The sequence below is a fragment of the Flavobacterium laiguense genome (genome assembly GCF_003097655.1).
GTDB classification, from domain to species: Bacteria; Bacteroidota; Bacteroidia; order Flavobacteriales; family Flavobacteriaceae; genus Flavobacterium; species Flavobacterium laiguense.
In genome coordinates this window covers 45,483-61,938 of record NZ_QCZH01000017.1, presented here as the reverse complement: position 1 = coordinate 61,938, position 16,456 = coordinate 45,483, and the positions used below count along the sequence as shown (strand labels likewise).

At 36.0% G+C, this 16,456-nt stretch carries 16 protein-coding genes and 1 riboswitch; all 16 genes read right to left on the bottom strand.

The features are described from left to right. Nucleotides 1-46: 46 nt before the first annotated feature. The 16 genes from DB891_RS13305 to thrA all read right to left on the bottom strand — a co-directional run bounded on the left by DB891_RS13305 (nt 47) and on the right by thrA (nt 16,298). The gene (locus DB891_RS13305) at nt 47-1,048 is read right to left on the bottom strand and encodes a homocysteine S-methyltransferase family protein (protein WP_116764065.1); all 1,002 of its coding nucleotides are present in this window, start codon (nt 1,046-1,048) and stop codon (nt 47-49) included. Nucleotides 1,049-1,313: 265 nt separating this feature from the next. Beyond that, a riboswitch (SAM riboswitch) is annotated at nt 1,314-1,421 on the bottom strand. Between the two features lie 338 nt (nt 1,422-1,759). Beyond that, entirely contained in the window at nt 1,760-1,924 is a 165-nt protein-coding gene (locus DB891_RS17795; RefSeq protein ID WP_223256107.1) for a hypothetical protein, read from the bottom strand. Continuing rightward, nucleotides 1,915-2,139: a hypothetical protein gene (locus DB891_RS13295; RefSeq protein ID WP_116764064.1), complete on the bottom strand. Its 225-nt coding sequence runs from the start codon at nt 2,137-2,139 to the stop codon at nt 1,915-1,917. Before DB891_RS13295 ends, DB891_RS17795 begins: the two co-directional genes overlap by 10 nt. Before the next feature lie 137 nt (nt 2,140-2,276). Next, nucleotides 2,277-3,329 (bottom strand): NAD(P)/FAD-dependent oxidoreductase, encoded by a 1,053-nt coding sequence (locus tag DB891_RS13290; RefSeq protein WP_116764063.1) that lies wholly within the window; start codon nt 3,327-3,329, stop codon nt 2,277-2,279. Nucleotides 3,330-3,473: 144 nt separating this feature from the next. After that, the gene (locus DB891_RS13285; protein ID WP_116764062.1) at nt 3,474-4,049 is read right to left on the bottom strand and encodes a precorrin-2 dehydrogenase/sirohydrochlorin ferrochelatase family protein; all 576 of its coding nucleotides are present in this window, start codon (nt 4,047-4,049) and stop codon (nt 3,474-3,476) included. Nucleotides 4,050-4,136: 87 nt separating this feature from the next. Continuing rightward, a complete protein-coding gene (cobA, locus tag DB891_RS13280; protein WP_223256106.1) occupies nt 4,137-4,904 on the bottom strand; it encodes a uroporphyrinogen-III C-methyltransferase in 768 nt (255 codons plus the stop codon). A 4-nt stretch (nt 4,905-4,908) separates the two neighbouring features. Then, the gene (locus DB891_RS13275; RefSeq protein WP_116764060.1) at nt 4,909-6,999 is read right to left on the bottom strand and encodes a HEPN domain-containing protein; all 2,091 of its coding nucleotides are present in this window, start codon (nt 6,997-6,999) and stop codon (nt 4,909-4,911) included. 160 nt (nt 7,000-7,159) lie between these two features. Next, a complete protein-coding gene (locus tag DB891_RS13270) occupies nt 7,160-8,404 on the bottom strand; it encodes a sulfate adenylyltransferase subunit 1 (protein ID WP_116764059.1) in 1,245 nt (414 codons plus the stop codon). A gap of 131 nt (nt 8,405-8,535) precedes the next feature. Further along, a complete protein-coding gene (gene cysD, locus DB891_RS13265) occupies nt 8,536-9,435 on the bottom strand; it encodes a sulfate adenylyltransferase subunit CysD (protein ID WP_116764058.1) in 900 nt (299 codons plus the stop codon). A gap of 119 nt (nt 9,436-9,554) precedes the next feature. Next, complete coding sequence (locus tag DB891_RS13260; RefSeq protein WP_116764057.1) at nt 9,555-10,256, bottom strand: phosphoadenylyl-sulfate reductase; 702 nt, start codon at nt 10,254-10,256, stop codon at nt 9,555-9,557. 220 nt (nt 10,257-10,476) lie between these two features. After that, nucleotides 10,477-10,887, bottom strand: a complete 411-nt coding sequence (locus tag DB891_RS13255) for an RrF2 family transcriptional regulator (protein ID WP_116764056.1) — start codon at nt 10,885-10,887, stop codon at nt 10,477-10,479. 154 nt (nt 10,888-11,041) lie between these two features. Beyond that, on the bottom strand, nt 11,042-11,560 hold the full coding sequence (locus tag DB891_RS13250; protein ID WP_116764055.1) for an alpha/beta hydrolase: 519 nt from the start codon (nt 11,558-11,560) through the stop codon (nt 11,042-11,044). A gap of 216 nt (nt 11,561-11,776) precedes the next feature. Beyond that, complete coding sequence (locus DB891_RS13245) at nt 11,777-12,949, bottom strand: trans-sulfuration enzyme family protein (protein WP_116764054.1); 1,173 nt, start codon at nt 12,947-12,949, stop codon at nt 11,777-11,779. Nucleotides 12,950-13,032: 83 nt separating this feature from the next. Further along, complete coding sequence (locus DB891_RS13240; RefSeq protein WP_116764053.1) at nt 13,033-13,458, bottom strand: OsmC family protein; 426 nt, start codon at nt 13,456-13,458, stop codon at nt 13,033-13,035. A 59-nt stretch (nt 13,459-13,517) separates the two neighbouring features. Then, nucleotides 13,518-13,760 carry a putative signal transducing protein gene (locus tag DB891_RS13235; RefSeq protein WP_116764052.1) on the bottom strand — a complete coding sequence of 81 codons (243 nt, stop codon included), beginning with the start codon at nt 13,758-13,760 and terminating at the stop codon, nt 13,518-13,520. 123 nt (nt 13,761-13,883) lie between these two features. Further along, nucleotides 13,884-16,298 (bottom strand): bifunctional aspartate kinase/homoserine dehydrogenase I, encoded by a 2,415-nt coding sequence (gene thrA, locus DB891_RS13230; protein ID WP_116764051.1) that lies wholly within the window; start codon nt 16,296-16,298, stop codon nt 13,884-13,886. Between the last annotated feature and the right edge of the window lie 158 nt (nt 16,299-16,456).

The window sequence follows — 16,456 nt, the reverse complement described above, 5'->3', positions numbered from 1 at the left end:
CAATTATTTTTTAATTAAATCTTTTATTATAGTAAATCTTTTCAATCTACATCACCGCCGTCGAAACTCTCGGTTTATAATTCTTCGCTATATCTGCAATCAATTTGATGTGATTTGGAGTTGTTCCGCAACAACCGCCTATGATGTTTATTAAATTATCGTCTAAATATTCTTTGATGAAGGCTTGCATTTGCTCCGGGGTTTCATCGTATTCTCCAAAGGCGTTAGGCAATCCTGCATTGGGATGCGCCGACACGTTGAACGAAGTGTTTTGCGACAAGGTTTGCAAATAGGGTTTCAATAAATCGGCACCAAGGGCACAATTGAATCCAACGCTCAACAACGGAATATGCGAAACCGAAACCAAAAAAGCTTCTACAGTTTGTCCCGAAAGTGTTCTTCCCGAAGCATCCGTTATTGTTCCTGAAACCATAATAGGAATATCAATCGAACGTTCTTCTTTGACTTCTTCGATAGCAAAAAGGGCTGCTTTTGCATTTAAAGTATCGAATATGGTTTCCACCAAAAGTAAATCACAACCACCGTCCATTAAGGCTTCTACTTGTTGTTTGTAGGCAATACGCAAATCATCAAAAGTTACGGCTCTGTATCCCGGGTCGTTTACATCGGGTGACATACTGGCCGTACGGTTTGTTGGGCCAATAGAACCGGCCACAAATCGAGGCTGGTTTGGATTTTTGGCAGTGAATTCATCGGCTACTTCACGGGCTAGTTTGGCCGATTCATAATTCAATTCATAAACGTATTCTTCCAGGTAATAATCCGCCATTCCGATGGTGGTTCCCGAGAAAGTATTGGTTTCTACAATATCGGCTCCTGCCTCAAAATACGCTGCGTGCACCGCTTTGATGGCTTGAGGTTGCGTCAGGGACAATAAATCATTGTTCCCTTTTAGAGAATGTGGAAAATCCTTGAATCGTTCGCCACGAAAATCTTCTTCGGAGAAATTATAACGTTGCAGCATGGTTCCCATGGCTCCATCAAGCACGAGTATTCTCTTTTTTATTTCTTCTTGAATTGTTGACATATTTTTTATTTCTCGCAAAGACGCAAAGGCGCTAAGCTTATTATTTATTATTACTTTCAAAAATTCCTAATTCTAGCTCTTTAGCCCCGATGGAAGCGGCATCCTTTTTTTTACACCTGACAGGTTTTAGAAACCTGTCAGGTGTAAAAAAAAGATATAGCGTACAGCGGGAACGATAATGGCATAAAAGCACCAATCATTCGCTCTAAAAAAAATATCGATATGTTGTCAGGAAAAGGTTTGAGGAATACGGGGATGTATTCTTGTGTTATCTATCCGCGCTATACGTGGTAGAATGTAGCACCTTCTTTAAAATAGTAAAGGGTTGCTAAGGTTTCATCGGGTCTTTTCCCTCCGCCTTTCGTGATAACTTTCAATAAAAATAGGAACAGTGCAAAGAAACGACATAACGCCAACAATTGCAAGTTTTTTTAAAAGTTTAAAACTGTTTAATGTTGCTTAAATTGTTTAAAAAAAGTTTAAGATTGTCTCCATACCGACTCAATACATAAATTTTAAACTTTTCAAATCCTAAGCTAGATTAAACAATGGTTTGCCAAGACTTCTTTCTTAGCTGACACTTTAGTACTTTGGCTTTTGCTTAGTGCCTCTAAAATTAACAATCTCAATTCGTCTCATCTTAGCGTTCACTCGATAAACCAGATAATTATTTTTGTCTATAATTGCTTTGTGTAAATTTTGGTTCGTTTTTTATTTTGGGAATAATTCAGGGTAAAGAATGATTAGACTTGTAACCTGTTTTATTTTTGCTTCCAATTGCAAAATTTCTTTTATTGACCAAAATTTCTCCAAATAAAGAAGCGTACCATCTAAACCTTTTTCTGCCTGCGGTGTCCATTTAATAGCTAATGCCATTTCTTGAATTTATCCATAACGGCTGAATGGCTTACCAATTCATTATTATCAGCTTGAGAAATTCCAATTTCAATTTCTTCTTTTTCCTGCGCTGACAATTCACTGTACCAATCCTTTTTACTAGCCTTTACCAACAGTTCCAGTTTTTCCAAAAGACTTTCATCTATATTGGATAATTCTTGAATAAAATTGGATTTTCTTGTTACTAAATTCATAATGAATTAATTTTGATGTCTCACAAAGGTACAAAATACAGTAGATTTTTGAATAATGAAAAACGATTTTAGATATTAGATTTCAAAATGTTACAGAAATCTAATGTCTAAAATCGTTAATCAAAAATCTTAAATATTTATACAATCGCTTTCACTACTGCTTTTGGAGCTTCTTTACGAGTACCGTCAAATCCGTCAACTCCGGAAACGGTAGTGTATTTCATCACATATTTTTTACCCGGATTGATGATTTGGTAAGCCGCTTGACACATTAATGTGGCTTCGTGGAATCCGCAAAGAATCAATTTTAATTTCCCTGGATAGGTGTTTACGTCACCAATGGCGAAGATTCCAGGAATATTCGTTTGATAATCTAAAGCATTGTTTACTTTGATGGCATTTTTTTCGATTTCTAATCCCCAGTGTGCAATTGGACCTAATTTTGGTGTCAATCCGAAAAGTGGAATAAAATAATCGCATTTTATGTTTTGGTGTGCACCATCTTCTTCAACATCTACAGATTCTAAATGCTCAGCACCGTTTAAACCAATTACTTCTCCTGGAGTAATCATTTTTATTTTTCCGGCATTTTTCAATTCCTGTACTTTTTCTACAGAATCTAAAGCACCACGGAATTCGTTTCTACGGTGAATCAAAGTTACCTCTGAAGCAATGTTCGACAAGAAAATACTCCAGTCTAAAGCTGAATCTCCTCCTCCAGAAATCACAACTCTTTTGTCTCTGAATTTTTCTGGATTTTTGATAAAGTATTTCACCCCTTTATCTTCGTAAAATTCGATGTCTTCGATAAGTGGTTTTCTTGGTTCAAAACTTCCCAAACCTCCTGCAATGGCTACTACAGAAGCGTGGAATCTTTTTCCTTTATTAGACGTAACAATAAAGCTTCCGTCTTCTTGTTTTTCGATAGTTTCTGCACGCTCGCCAAGAGTAAACCCTGGTTCGAATTGCTTGATTTGTTCCATTAAATTATCAACCAAATCACCTGCCAATACTTCTGGAAATCCCGGAATATCATAGATAGGCTTTTTAGGATACAACTCAGATAATTGCCCGCCTGGTTGCGGTAAAGCATCCAGAATATGACATTTTAATTTTAATAATCCCGCTTCAAAAACTGCAAATAAACCTGTTGGTCCTGCTCCTATTATAAGTATGTCTGTTTTAACCATTTTTTTATTCTTTATATAATTATGCTAAAATTTGTGTGCAAATGAACGAATCCATTTTGTTAGTTTAAATGATAATTATCACAAACTGTTTTTTTCTTTTCTCCGAAGGAAAAGTTCCCATTCGTTATATTCTCTGAAATCTACTTACTTCTTCAACGACTCTGTAATTTCGTTCATCTTTTGGACTTTTTCTTCGAAATTCCCTTTTAAAGTCTTTCGGTATTCATTCAGGTTTTCGACCATTTTATTGATGTCCTCCGGAATTACTTCTTCAAAAAACTCGCGTAATCTTTTGGCTGTCGTTGGTGATTTCCCGTTGGTCGAAATGGCTATTTTTACATTTCCTTTGGTTACAATGCCTCCCAAATAATAATCGCATAAATCGGGTGTATCTGCAATATTACAAATGAGATATCTTTTTCGGGACAAATCGTACACTCGTTTGTTTACTTTCAAATCATCGGTACAGGCAATAACCATGCTGCGTTTCTTGAGCATTTTTTTCTTGAACTTCGCTTGGGTCAATTTTACCGAAGGATGTTTTTCAACTAATGCTTCCAATTCGGGCAAGAACTTTGGCGCCACTACCTCAACATTGGCATTGGGACTGGATTTCAACATGAACGACAGCTTTTCTAACCCTACATTTCCACCACCTACGATAAGTACATTGAGGTTGTGTAGTTTTAAAAAAATGGGATATAATTCGTTTCTTTCCATTGTTGTTCCTTTATTTTTTATCTAATTGAAATTTTTCCAAGCTATCAAAGCTACAAATTAATTATCGCTCTTTGGAGTTTTATTGCTTTATGAGATAATTTCTTTTGATAAAAATTCTTCGTAAAAGCCTTTTAATTTATTGCTTTCTTTGACTACTTCTCCAATTACGATAATAGCTGGCGAACTTAATTTATTCGCAACAACCACTTCTTGAATCGTATCAATTGTTCCTACACCTATTTTTTCATTTGGTGTTGTTCCGTTTTGAATAATCGCAACGGGTGTTTCTCCTTTGGATTCTTTTTGAAATAAAGTAACAATTTGTGATAGTTTACTCATTCCCATCAAAATCACCACTGTTGCTGATGATTGTGCTGCGAGAGCGATGTCTTTGGACAAATCTCTATCGGAAGTGGTTCCTGTGATTACCCAAAAACTTTCGGAAGTTCCTCTTTTGGTCAATGAAATTCCCTGATAAGCGGGAACTGCAATCGCTGATGAAATTCCGGGTACTACAAATGTAGGGATTCCAAAACTTTCTACATATTCTATCTCTTCACTACCTCTACCGAAAATAAATGGATCTCCACCTTTTAACCGAACCACATGACCATAAGTCAGCGCATTATCGACAATCAACTGATTGATTTGATCTTGCGAATATTCATGACAACCAATTCTTTTACCCACAAATATTTTTATGGCATTTTGAGGAGCATGATTCATTATTTCCTCATTGGCCAAGGCATCATACAAAACCACATTTGCTTCAGCAAGTGCTTTTACACCTTTCAGCGTAAGCAAATCTGGATCACCAGGTCCGGCGCCTACTAAAGTTACTTTGGGTTGTATCATTTGTTTATGCATTAGCTAAATCTTTGGCTCTGTATGCTTCTATTTTTCCGAAGAAAGTGATAGCATCTTGTATGTATTTTTGTGCGAACGCTTCTGATGGCTCATCCGCTTTGATTTGATAAACTAAATCTTTGAAAGGGGAATCCAACTCGATTTTTTTACTTTCGATGAAAACGGTATCAAACAAATCGATAATTCCAGCGTGGTGGTTTGTCTTTTCGTTTTCGGCCAATAATAATGCTTTGGCTCCATTTACAAATCCAGCATACGCTAAATAAATAGCATCAGACCATTTTTTATCTTCGAAAGCTTCTTGAGCAAAAGTTAATTTGTCTTTGGCTTCAAAAATTAAAGTAGCCACTAAATCAATTACAACACCGGCACATTCTCCAACTCCAACCGCTTTTACGTAGTTATCGGCATTTCCCCAATCTACAAAATCAGCTTCGGTTAAATTAGTTACATCGGCCAATGGTTTCAAGAATTCATAAAAATATTTCTCTCCTTTGGCATCGTAATAATTCAAGAAAGATAATCCGTTAGCGTTTGCTTCAAAATCATTTAAGATATAACGCAAAGCATCCGGTCCTCTACGGCTTGGTATTTTGATTACTTTATCCGAAAAACGTCCTTCTCCATTTCCTAAATTTCCACCACCTAATAATACCTGAAGTGCGGGAGCTACCAATTTTCCTGCATTAATAGACATTCCTTGGAAACCAATTTCAGCCATATTGTGTTGTCCACAAGCATTCATACAACCGCTAATTTTTATTGCGATTTCTTGGTTGTTGCTGTATTGTGGATATTCTGTTTTTAATACTCTTTCTAATTCATCTGCAATACCAGTACTGCTTGCGATTCCTAAATTACAAGTATCTGTACCTGGACAAGCTGTGATGTCTCCGATAGTATTGTATCCTAAAGTTACAAAATCCAGTTTGGCCAATTCTTGATAGAAAAAAGGCAAATCTTCTTCTTTTATATGACGAATAACAATGTTTTGTCTTAATGAAAAACGCAATTCATTAGCTGCATAATTTTTAACTAAATCAGCCAATAATCTCGCTTTGTCTGTATAAAAATCTCCTAAAAGCACTTTGATTCCGATAGCTACATATCCTGCTTGTTTTTGAGCAAATACATTTGATTTTTTCCAAGCTTCGAAAGCGACAGTATCTTCGATTACTACTTTTGGAACTTCCAATATTGAAGTTGGAATCGCTCCGTCAAAAGCTGTAGTGTCAATTTCAACCGTTTGGTAAGACAAGGCTTTTTTCTCTTCCTCCACCAATCTCAAAAATTCGTCTCTACCCAAATCTTTGATTAAGAATTTCAAACGTGCTTTCAAACGTTTGGCTCTTTCGCCATAACGGTCAAAGATTCTTAAAACCCCTTCGGTTGTTGGGATAATTTGGTTTACCGGAATAAATTCAGATAACAATTCGGCATGACTCGGTTGAGAACCTAATCCACCGCCAAGCATTACTTTAAATCCTCTTTCTCCATTTACCACTTTTGGAATAAATCCTAAATCGTGTAAATAACTCAAAGCCGTATCTTTATCCGAAGAAGAAAATGACATTTTGAATTTACGTCCCATTTCTTGACAAACCGGGTTTCTCAAGAAAAATTGAAACAAAGCGTGTGCATAAGGCGATACATCAAAAGGTTCTTCTGCATCAATACCCGCTGTTTCGCTAGCTGTAATATTTCTTACCGTGTTTCCGCAAGCTTCTCTCAAGGTAACATCATCTTTCTCTAATTCTGCCCAAAGCTCAGGAGTTCTATCCAAACTTACATAGTGAATTTGAATATCCTGACGCGTTGTAATGTGCAAACGCCCAGTTGAATACTCATCTGAAACTTTACAAATACGGTGCAATTGTTCGCTGGTTACCTTACCAAAAGGCAGTTTGATACGAATCATTTGAACGCCTTCCTGACGTTGACCGTACACACCTCTTGCTAATCGAAGGCTACGAAAACGTTCGTCATCGATTTTCCCGTCACGGAATAAAGCAATTTTTCTTTCTAAATCGATAATGTCTTTTTGAACAATCGGGTCTTCTATTTCGGTTCTAAAACTTTGCATAATATTTTAATTTTATTCCAGAAAAAACAATTTAAAGCTACTTATAAAAACCTCACCCCTCCCGATAATTATCGGGACTCTCCAAAGGGAGAGGGAGTCGAAACCGGAAATTATTAACCTGCTTTTTCTATTATCTATTCGTCTATTATCTATTTTCTCTTTATTTAATAAAACCAACTCCTGCTGTTGTGTTGGTTGCAGCATCAATTAAGATGAAAGCTCCATTTGATTTATTGTCATTGTAAGCATCAAAATAAATGGCTTTGCTCAATTTAATGGTTACTTCTCCAATTTCGTTTATGGCTAATTGTGTGGCTGGTGTTACTCCAGAATAATCGGTTGCGATTACGTTTTTCACGCTGTCAATTTTGGCCAAAACTCTATTGCTGTTGTGTTGTACAAAATATTTTGCACCTGCCACTAATTTTTTACTGTCCATCCAACAAACCGTTGTTGTGATGTCTTTTTCAATTCTAGGAAGCTCGCTAGATTTTACAATCATATCCCCTCTCGTCACATTGATGTCATTTTCTAATTCGATCGTGATAGAAGAACCAGCCGTAGCCTCGTCAAATTGCTTGTCAAAAAAGTGAATATTCGTCACTGTAGATTCTGTCAAAGAAGGAAGTACTGTAACAGCATCCCCAACTTTGATATTGTTACCGTATAATTTTCCGGCATATCCTCTAAAATCGTGGTACTCTTCCGTTTTTGGTCGGATTACCGTTTGAACAGGAAAACGTGCTGTTCCGTTTTCGTAAATATCTTTTGGTTCTAAACCTTCCAAATGTTCCAAAACCGTTTGTCCAGTGTACCAAGGCATGTTCTCTGACTTATCAGCCACATTTCCACCATTGATTGCACTCAATGGAATGTAACTTACGTTTTGTTCTTTGTAGGCGCTTTTTGCATTTAATGCCTGAAAATCGGCTTTGATTTTGTTGTATACTTCTTCCGAATAATCAACCAAATCCATTTTGTTTACCGCAACAATCACATCTTTTACTCTCAATAAATTATTGATAAAAAAGTGACGGTACGTTTGCTCAATTACTCCTTTACGGGCATCGATCAAAATGATAGATACTTGTGAAGTTGAAGCTCCAGTGACCATGTTACGTGTATATTCTACGTGACCCGGAGTATCGGCAATGATGTAACTTTTTTTCGCTGTAGAAAAATAAATATGGGCTACGTCTATCGTAATTCCTTGTTCTCTCTCGGCAACCAAACCATCGGTAGCCAAAGAAAAATCTAGGTAATCGTATCCTTTTTGCTTGCTGCTTTTTTCTATTGCTTCAATTTTATCTGTAGTCAATGATTTTGTATCGTATAATAATCTCCCGATTAATGTACTTTTTCCGTCATCTACACTTCCTGCTGTTGCTATTTTTAAAACTTCCATCCTTATTTTTTGTTTAAAGTTTCCTCACCCCAGCCCTCTCCAAAGGAGAGGGAGCCAAGACTGGAAATAATAATGTTTTATTTGCTTTATTCTTCCTCCCTCTCCTTTGGAGAGGGTCGGGGTGAGGTTTTCTAAAAATAACCTTGTTGTTTTCTTTTTTCCATAGCAGCCTCAGAACGTTTATCATCGATTCTGGCTCCTCTTTCAGAAATGGTCGAAGAACGAATTTCCCCCACTACTTCTTGAATGGTTGCTGCATACGATTCAACAGCGGCAGTACAACTCATATCCCCGACGGTCCTGAAGCGAACAATTCGTTCTTCGATTTGTTCGTCTTCTTCTTGGTACACAAAAGGAGAGTGTGACCAAATTAAACCGTCTCTCAAAAAAACTTTACGTTTGTGTGAAAAGTAAATCGATGGAATTTCGATTTGCTCTTGTTCGATATAACTCCAAACATCTAATTCTGTCCAGTTTGAAATTGGAAAAACACGTACGTTTTGACCATTTTCAATTTTTCCGTTCAAAAGATCAAACAATTCTGGACGTTGGTTTTTTTCATCCCATTGACCAAAATCATCACGAACAGAAAAAATACGTTCTTTGGCTCTTGCTTTTTCCTCATCTCTACGGGCACCACCAATACAAGCGTCAAATTTAAACTCTTCGATAGCGTCTAATAATGTAGTGGTTTGCAAGCTGTTTCGGCTTGAATATTTACCAGACTCTTCTACAACTTTCCCTTCATCAATGGCATCCTGCACATTACGAACGATTAATTCCAATCCTAATTCGGCTACCAATCTGTCTCTAAATTCAATCGTCTCAGGGAAATTATGTCCTGTATCCACGTGTAACAATGGAAAAGGAATTTTGGCAGGGAAAAATGCTTTTTGCGCCAAACGTACCAATGTGATCGAATCTTTACCGCCAGAGAAAAGCAAAACGGGTTTGTCAAATTGAGAAATTACTTCTCTGAATATGTAAATTGCTTCGCTTTCTAAAGCATTTGTTTTTAATATCGAACTCATATTTATTAGTTTAAAAGTTTAAAAGTTTAAAGTTTAAGGTTGTTGTGACCTCAACTAAAATCTCGTAACTATTATTATTTTTTTCTATTCTCCTTATTCTATTTTCTAAAATCTGATTTCTATTTCTGGTGTAAACCACATTCTTTATGACTGGATTCCCACCACCATCTTCCTGCTCTGATGTCCTCTCCTTCTACAATAGCTCTCGTACAAGGCGCACAGCCAATGCTTACAAATCCTTTTTTGTGCAAAGCGTTTTGCGGTACATTATTATCATCAATATATTTTTGAACATCTTCCAAACTCCATTTTAACAATGGGTTGAATTTTATGATATTGAAATGAGCGTCATATTCAAAGGCTGCCAAATCATTTCTGTTTTCCGATTGTTCCGCACGTAAACCAGTAATCCAAATTTCGTTTCCTTTTAAAGCTTTGGTCAACGGTGCTACTTTTCGAATAAAACAACATTCTTTTCTGTTCTCCACCGATTCGTAGAAGCTGTTTGGGCCTTTTTTATTCAACAAATTTTCAACATCACTAGCTTCAGGAAAATACGTTTGAATTACTACTTTGTATTTCTTTATTGTTTTATGAAAAACATCATACGTTTCCTGAAATAATCTGCCGGTATCCAATGTAAAAATGGTAATTGGCAACTCATTTTTGGCAATCAAAGCGGTTATAACCTGATCTTCCTGACCAAACGAAGTAGAAAAAACCACTTTGTCTTTGTATTCATTAGCCAAAAAAGCCAAAGTTTCCCCAATAGAGAGACCTGCTGTTTTTTCTAATAAAGTATTTACTATTGCTGTGCTCATTTTTATTTCTTTTTTCCTCACCCCAACCCTCTCCAAAGGAGAGGGAGAAAAGCGGATTTGATTTTTAATTTAAATCTATTACCCTATCGGTTTACTAGATTAAAGCACAAAAATAATACTTTTTTGCTAACTACAAAACTTATTTCTGTAAATTAACAGTTTGTATTCCAGTTGTTATATTTTATTTCTGTGATTTAGGTAGGAGTAAAAAGACATTCTCTTAAAAAGCGATATCCGCCAGTGAATTATTTTCTAAAATCCTCAACGTATTGTCACGAACTTCCATCATTAATTTCCGAACCGCACAAGTAGCTTCATCGGTACAATCATCACATGGCTCATAAAAGTTATGGCTTGCGCAAGGCAATAAAGCTATTGGCCCTTCGAGAATGCGATACACCTTAGCCATATTGATTTCTTTTGGGTCTTTTATCAAATAATAACCGCCACCTTTTCCTTTTTTGGCGCCAAGAAAACCGGAATGACGCAAAAGAAGTAAAATACTTTCTAAAAACTTAATCGAAATGTTTTCACTTTTGGCGATTTCAGCGATTTGCACGGGAGTTTGGTCTTCCCGGCGAGCCAAAAAGGTTAGTGCTTTTATTCCGTATTTTGTTTTCTTTGAAAGCATGGTTTTGAAAGATAATAGATAATAGACCTTTAGATAATAGACTCAAAACAGAAAATAAGTATTGGCTCTTTTTGATGAAATATAAAACTTGAATAGAATTCTATTTCTCTACGAAACTACAAACTTTATCCTTTTATCAGCAAATTACATGAAATTATTTTAAAATTTCCTTGCAAATTGAAGTCGTAAAATCTTTTTCCGCATAAAAATTATGTTCTTTATTTTTTATAATTTCAAAATCTATCGAAAGTTTTTCAAACCAATTCTCACTTGGTTTATTGCTGTCATTTTCTCCATAATAGAGTTTTATTACTCCATTCGGAATTTCATCCTCATAGCGCAATCTTGTTGACGAAACAGCAAAAAAACTTCTAAAATTCAATCCCTTTAAAGCTGCTTTCCAAGCAATTGTTCCACCAATACTAAAAGCTAAAACATCAATTTGATTCTTTTCAGTTTTCAAAAGATGCTCAACAGCTTTTTCGATTCCGCCATTAACAAACTGACTGTGGAGATTTTCTTCGGTATAATTAGTTTTGTCAATTCCACCCAATTCACAGCAATCATAATATTGAATTTCGAACTTATCCTTCAATAGTTCGACATAAGCTGAAACCCAATCTGATTTTTCTTTTCCCCACAAATCCGATAAAATGATTAATCTTGAGTTCATATAATTTTAAGATGGCTAAAAACCAAATTTACAATTTAACAAATCTAAAACGGACTTATAATATGAAAAATTAACAATAACATCGCCACTATAAACACAAAACCCACGGTTTAAACCGTGGGCTATAGCTACAATTATATTTTTTATATACAACTAACAATTATTGCTGCATTCAAAATCTGCAATCAAAAATCGTTAATCATCATTCTAAAATCCTTAAGAAAGCGCCTGCTCCAAATCGGCAATGACATCAGCCACGGTTTCCAGTCCTACGGATACACGTACCAAACCATCGGTAATACTCACGGCCAAACGTTCTTCAACAGACAATTTACTGTGGGTTGTAGAGGCAGGATGTGTTACAATAGTTCTTGTATCACCCAAATTTGGTGACAATGAACACAATTTTATTTTATCCAAAAATGCTCTTCCTGCTTCTATTCCGCCTTTGATTTCGAAAGCAACGATGTTACCACCTAATTTCATTTGCTTTTTGGCAATTTCGTATTGCGGATGTGATTTCAAGAAAGGATATTTAACGGTATTTACATTAGGGTGACTTTCCAAAAATTCAGCTACTTTCATCGCATTTTCACAATGTCTGTCTACACGAATCGCCAATGTTTCTAAGCTTTTCGAAAGTACCCAAGCATTAAAGGGTGATAATGAAGGCCCAGTAAGTCGAGAAAAAAGATAAATGTCTTTTATCAAATCTACATTTCCAACTGTGACCCCTCCTAATACTCTTCCTTGTCCATCCATTAATTTAGTCGCAGAATGCACTACCAAATGTGCTCCCCATTTTATCGGTTGTTGAATGTATGGAGTGGCAAAACAGTTATCAATAATCAAAATCAAATTATGCTTTTTGGCAATAGCTCCTAATAATTCCAAATCAATAATATCTACTGCCGGATTGGTTGGAGATTCGGCAAAAAGTATCTTAGTGTTTGGCTTGATAAAGCTCTCAATGGTTTCTGGTTTCGTAAGGTCAAAATAGGATGTTTCGATGTTCCACTTCGGAAAATAGTTTACAAACAAGGAATGAGTCGCTCCAAAAACACTACTGGCAGAAACAATATGATCACCAGATTTCAACAAGGCTGCAAAAGTAGAATACACCGCAGCCATTCCAGATGCGAAAGCAAATCCCGCCTCAGCACCTTCCATTTTACAAACTTTATCTACAAATTCGTTGGTGTTTGGATTACTGTATCGGCTATAAATATTTCGATCTTTCTCTTCTGCAAAAGAGGCACGCATATCTTCAGCATCTTCAAATACAAAACTAGAAGTTAAGTACAAAGGAACGGAATGTTCTAAATATTGAGTTCTTTCTAATTGGTTGCGTATGGCTTGGGTTTCAAAACCAAATTCTTGTTCGTTCATTCTATTTTTTTGTTTAAAGTTTAAGGTTTAAAGTTTAAGGTTTAAAGTTGTTGGAATATTCAAAACCAATCTCTTTAATTAAACTACAATGATTTATTGTTCAAAACTACTTTATAATGTATGGTTGCGGTTGGTTCTAATGTTTTTGAAACCGAACAGTATTTCTCAAAAGAAAGTTGTGCCGCTCTAGCTGCTTTTTCTTCGTTGATTGGACCTTCCAAATAAAATACTACGTGAATATCTTTGAAAGGTTTTGCCTCATCTACTTGTACGCGTTCGCCTTCAACCTCAGCTTTGAAAGAGGTAATTTCTTGACGTTGTTTCTTTAAAATCGAAATCATATCAATCGCGCTACATCCTGCAACGCCCATTAATACCAATTCCATTGGGCTTGCTCCCATATCATTTCCGCCAAATTCCGGGCGGCTATCTACATTTACGATATGACCTCTTTCGTTTTTTAATTCAAAATGGAAGTTGTCGTTTACTCTGTTAAGTGTTATTTTCATTGTTATCTTTTTTGAACGCTGATGACGCGGATTTTCAAACGCGGATTCAACGGATTTTTTTATTTATCTCCAGTCTCTAAATTATTATTGCCCTTTAAATAATCCTCTACTATTATTTTTGATGCATCTAAATCCAATTCATGAACTTGAAGCTTTACAGGATTTAAACCTCCCGAAGCAACTACCCAAGGCTCGATATTTGACATATATTCATTTTGGGTAAAAACTGAAATTTCATTCCCTTCCAATAAATTTCTAACATTCATTGCCTCAAAATACGATCCATTAAAAACTTCTACCATAACTATTTCTTTATATGCCGATAATGCTATTTTTCTAACTCACATTCAACGGTTATTTCTATTCTTCAATCTAAAAATCTAAATTCTAAAATCTGCTCCCGATAGCTATCGGGACTAAAATCATTACCCTTTATCCGATAATCTCAAAATATCTCCAAAAACTCCTCTCGCCGTAACTGCCGATCCTGCTCCTGCTCCTTGAATCACGATAGGTCTGTCTCCGTACGATTCCGTGTAAATTTCGAAGAATGAATCCGACCCTTTCAATCCGCCCAAAGCAGTGTCTTTTGGTACCGAAACCAATTTCACTTCCAGATTTCCTTTGTCATTTTGCAAATCACCCGATAATTCTCCAATGTATCGCAACACGTGATTCGGTTGTTGATCTGCTTTGATTTTAGCATAAATAGGATCAAACTCCGTCAATTTATTCAAGAAATCAGATACATCTCCTTCACGCAAATGCTCTGGAATTAAGTTCTGAATCGAAATTTCTTCAAATTCATTTTGCAAGTCCAATTCTCTCGCCAAAATCAATAATTTTCTACCCACGTCGTTTCCACAAAGGTCTTCTCTTGGATCTGGCTCTGTATAACCGTTGTCTATTGCTTCTTTCAATATTTCGCTGAACGGAGCATCTTTTGCAGAGAAATTATTAAACAAATAACTCAACGTTCCAGAGAAAACTCCTTTTATCTTAGTGATATTCTCGCCCGAAAGGTGCAATAATTTTATCGTATCAATCAATGGCAAACCGGCACCAACATTCGTTTCATAAAGATATGTCTTTTGATTGTCTTCCAACACTTTTCGCAACTGTTTATAAAAGGCATAACTCAAGGTATTCGCCACTTTATTAGAGGAAATCAAATCGAAACTATTTTCGGCCAATTTGATGTAATTCTCAACAAATACAGCAGATGCCGAGTTGTCAATAGCTATTAAATTCTCCAAGTGATGTTCATTTGCAAAAGCAATAACATCATCAATAGAATAGGAAGTTCCGTTGGTTTGAATTTCATTTCTCCAATTTGGCGAAACACCATCTTTATTCAAAAGCACATTTTTAGAATTCGCAATGGCAAAAACATTCAATTTGATTCCTTTTCGTTTTTCGATGGCGTCAGCCGATTCTAAAATCTGATTGATCAACGTTCCTCCTACCAATCCATGACCAAAAATTGCAATATTTATTTTTTTGGAAACCCCAAAAATTTCTCCGTGAATCACGTTCAAGGCTTTGTTCAACTCCGATTTTCTTACCACCAAACTCACGTTTTTACCCGTAACCGTGTTATTGAAAAGAATAGGGACAATTTTATTTTTAATTAAAGCCGTGTAGGGTTTATGAAACGTACTCAAGTCCTGACCAATAATCGAAATCACCGAAACATTATCGGTAACCGTGATTTTATTGACATCTTTCGAGTAAAAGTCATTTTCAAATTCTTTTTCGAGTTCAATCATCGCTCGAGTCGCTTTATCTGCATCGACCACAAGTCCAATTCCTCTTTCAGACGATCCTTGCGAAATAATACTTACACTAATATCATTGTCTCCCATCACTTTAAAAATACGGGCATCAACGCCCGTTTTCCCTAGCAATCCTCTACCTTCAAGATTCACCAAAGCCACATTTTCCAGAACCGAAAGCGTTTTAATTCCTTCCTTATCCGCTTTAGAAGTAATTAATGTTCCCTTATTTTCGTGATTAAAAGTGTTTAAAATTCGTAATGGAATGTTTTTTTCTAATAAAGGAATTATCGTTTTTGCATGAAGAATTGTTGCTCCAAAGTTAGCCAACTCATTCGCTTCATTAAATGACAAATGATCAATTTTTTTGGCATCCAAAACTAAATCAGGATTGGCTGTATATATTCCGTCTACGTGGGTATAATTTTGAAGTTCTTCGGCATCTAAATAGTTAGCAAGTAAAGAAGCCGTGTAATTACTCCCATTTCTGCCCAAAGTAGTGGTGTCATTCTTACTATTAGAACCAATAAAACCGGTAACAATATTTACAGTGGTACCATTATTTTGTTTAAAATAGGCTATTACATTTTTCTTAGAAAGTTGTTCCAAAGGTTGTGCATCACCGAATTTAGAATCGGTTTTTATCAATTCTCTGGTATCCCCAAATTTTGCCTTAACTCCATTTTTAATCAAAATAGCCGTTAGCAATTTGGCCGAAAGCAACTCCCCTTTAGACAGTACTTCGTCTTTAATTTTTATGCTATAATCCCCAATAAGACTAACCCCTTCAAATAATTTTTCTAGTTTATTGAACTCTTCAGACAAATCAACATCATCATAACCATCTTGTTGGTAAATTTTGAAATTTTCAAAAAGCGGTTTATAGTCCCCATTTTTTGATGCCAAAGCCAAAATATCTTCCAGTTCATCTGTAGCATTCCCACGAGCCGAAACTACCACCGCAATCTGTTCTCCTTTATCTACTTTTCCGGCAATGATTGCCACCACTTTATTGATTCCGTCTCCATTTGACAAAGACTTTCCTCCAAATTTTAATATTTTCATTTTCTTATTTTTTAAAGTCAAAATCTAGTTTCGACCATTTTTTTTTAATAATCTTAATTTTGGCGTGCCACCATTAGGAAAAGGGGCCAACTCCTCTTTGCGCTCATTCGGCCCCTTCCCCTAATGCTGTCGGGCTATCTGGGCTACTTTGGTAGCTT

What these genes read in the sequence shown, in the direction of transcription:
- DB891_RS13240 (WP_116764053.1), bottom strand. Translation starts at nt 13,458, where the DNA reads ATGAAAATAACACTTAACAGAGTAAACGACAACTTCCATTTTGAATTA.
- thrA (WP_116764051.1), bottom strand. Translation starts at nt 16,298, where the DNA reads ATGAAAATATTAAAATTTGGAGGAAAGTCTTTGTCAAATGGAGACGGA.
- DB891_RS13245 (WP_116764054.1), bottom strand. Translation starts at nt 12,949, where the DNA reads ATGAACGAACAAGAATTTGGTTTTGAAACCCAAGCCATACGCAACCAA.
- cobA (WP_223256106.1), bottom strand. Translation starts at nt 4,904, where the DNA reads ATGATACAACCCAAAGTAACTTTAGTAGGCGCCGGACCTGGTGATCCA.
- DB891_RS13255 (WP_116764056.1), bottom strand. Translation starts at nt 10,887, where the DNA reads ATGCTTTCAAAGAAAACAAAATACGGAATAAAAGCACTAACCTTTTTG.
- cysD (WP_116764058.1), bottom strand. Translation starts at nt 9,435, where the DNA reads ATGAGTTCGATATTAAAAACAAATGCTTTAGAAAGCGAAGCAATTTAC.
- DB891_RS13270 (WP_116764059.1), bottom strand. Translation starts at nt 8,404, where the DNA reads ATGGAAGTTTTAAAAATAGCAACAGCAGGAAGTGTAGATGACGGAAAA.
- DB891_RS13305 (WP_116764065.1), bottom strand. Translation starts at nt 1,048, where the DNA reads ATGTCAACAATTCAAGAAGAAATAAAAAAGAGAATACTCGTGCTTGAT.
- DB891_RS13295 (WP_116764064.1), bottom strand. Translation starts at nt 2,139, where the DNA reads ATGAATTTAGTAACAAGAAAATCCAATTTTATTCAAGAATTATCCAAT.
- DB891_RS13290 (WP_116764063.1), bottom strand. Translation starts at nt 3,329, where the DNA reads ATGGTTAAAACAGACATACTTATAATAGGAGCAGGACCAACAGGTTTA.
- DB891_RS13235 (WP_116764052.1), bottom strand. Translation starts at nt 13,760, where the DNA reads ATGGTAGAAGTTTTTAATGGATCGTATTTTGAGGCAATGAATGTTAGA.
- DB891_RS13250 (WP_116764055.1), bottom strand. Translation starts at nt 11,560, where the DNA reads ATGAACTCAAGATTAATCATTTTATCGGATTTGTGGGGAAAAGAAAAA.
- DB891_RS13260 (WP_116764057.1), bottom strand. Translation starts at nt 10,256, where the DNA reads ATGAGCACAGCAATAGTAAATACTTTATTAGAAAAAACAGCAGGTCTC.
- DB891_RS13275 (WP_116764060.1), bottom strand. Translation starts at nt 6,999, where the DNA reads ATGCAAAGTTTTAGAACCGAAATAGAAGACCCGATTGTTCAAAAAGAC.
- DB891_RS13285 (WP_116764062.1), bottom strand. Translation starts at nt 4,049, where the DNA reads ATGGAAAGAAACGAATTATATCCCATTTTTTTAAAACTACACAACCTC.
- DB891_RS17795 (WP_223256107.1), bottom strand. Translation starts at nt 1,924, where the DNA reads ATGGCATTAGCTATTAAATGGACACCGCAGGCAGAAAAAGGTTTAGAT.